Raw genomic sequence first — 708 nt, forward strand, 5'->3', positions numbered from 1 at the left:
TCGCTGCCGCAGCTTCGGTGCATGGTTTAGCCCCGTTACATCTTCCGCGCAGGCCGACTCGACCAGTGAGCTATTACGCTTTCTTTAAATGATGGCTGCTTCTAAGCCAACATCCTGGCTGTCTGGGCCTTCCCACATCGTTTCCCACTTAACCATGACTTTGGGACCTTAGCTGGCGGTCTGGGTTGTTTCCCTCTTCACGACGGACGTTAGCACCCGCCGTGTGTCTCCCGTGATAACATTCTCCGGTATTCGCAGTTTGCATCGGGTTGGTAAGCCGGGATGGCCCCCTAGCCGAAACAGTGCTCTACCCCCGGAGATGAATTCACGAGGCGCTACCTAAATAGCTTTCGGGGAGAACCAGCTATCTCCCGGTTTGATTGGCCTTTCACCCCCAGCCACAGGTCATCCGCTAATTTTTCAACATTAGTCGGTTCGGTCCTCCAGTTAGTGTTACCCAACCTTCAACCTGCCCATGGCTAGATCACCGGGTTTCGGGTCTATACCCTGCAACTTAACGCCCAATTAAGACTCGGTTTCCCTCCGGCTCCCCTATTCGGTTAACCTTGCTACAGAATATAAGTCGCTGACCCATTATACAAAAGGTACGCAGTCACACAGGTAAACCTGTGCTCCCACTGCTTGTACGTACACGGTTTCAGGTTCTTTTTCACTCCCCTCGCCGGGGTTCTTTTCGCCTTTCCCTCA

At 53.1% G+C, this 708-nt stretch carries 1 rRNA gene; it reads right to left on the reverse strand.

From position 1 onward, the window contains the following. Window positions 1–708: ribosomal RNA gene (locus tag NBA72_RS24130) — 23S ribosomal RNA — on the reverse strand; the annotation flags it as partial.

The organism is Salmonella sp. NW1250 (genome assembly GCF_051812965.1).
Classification (GTDB): Bacteria; Pseudomonadota; Gammaproteobacteria; order Enterobacterales; family Enterobacteriaceae; genus Salmonella; species Salmonella enterica.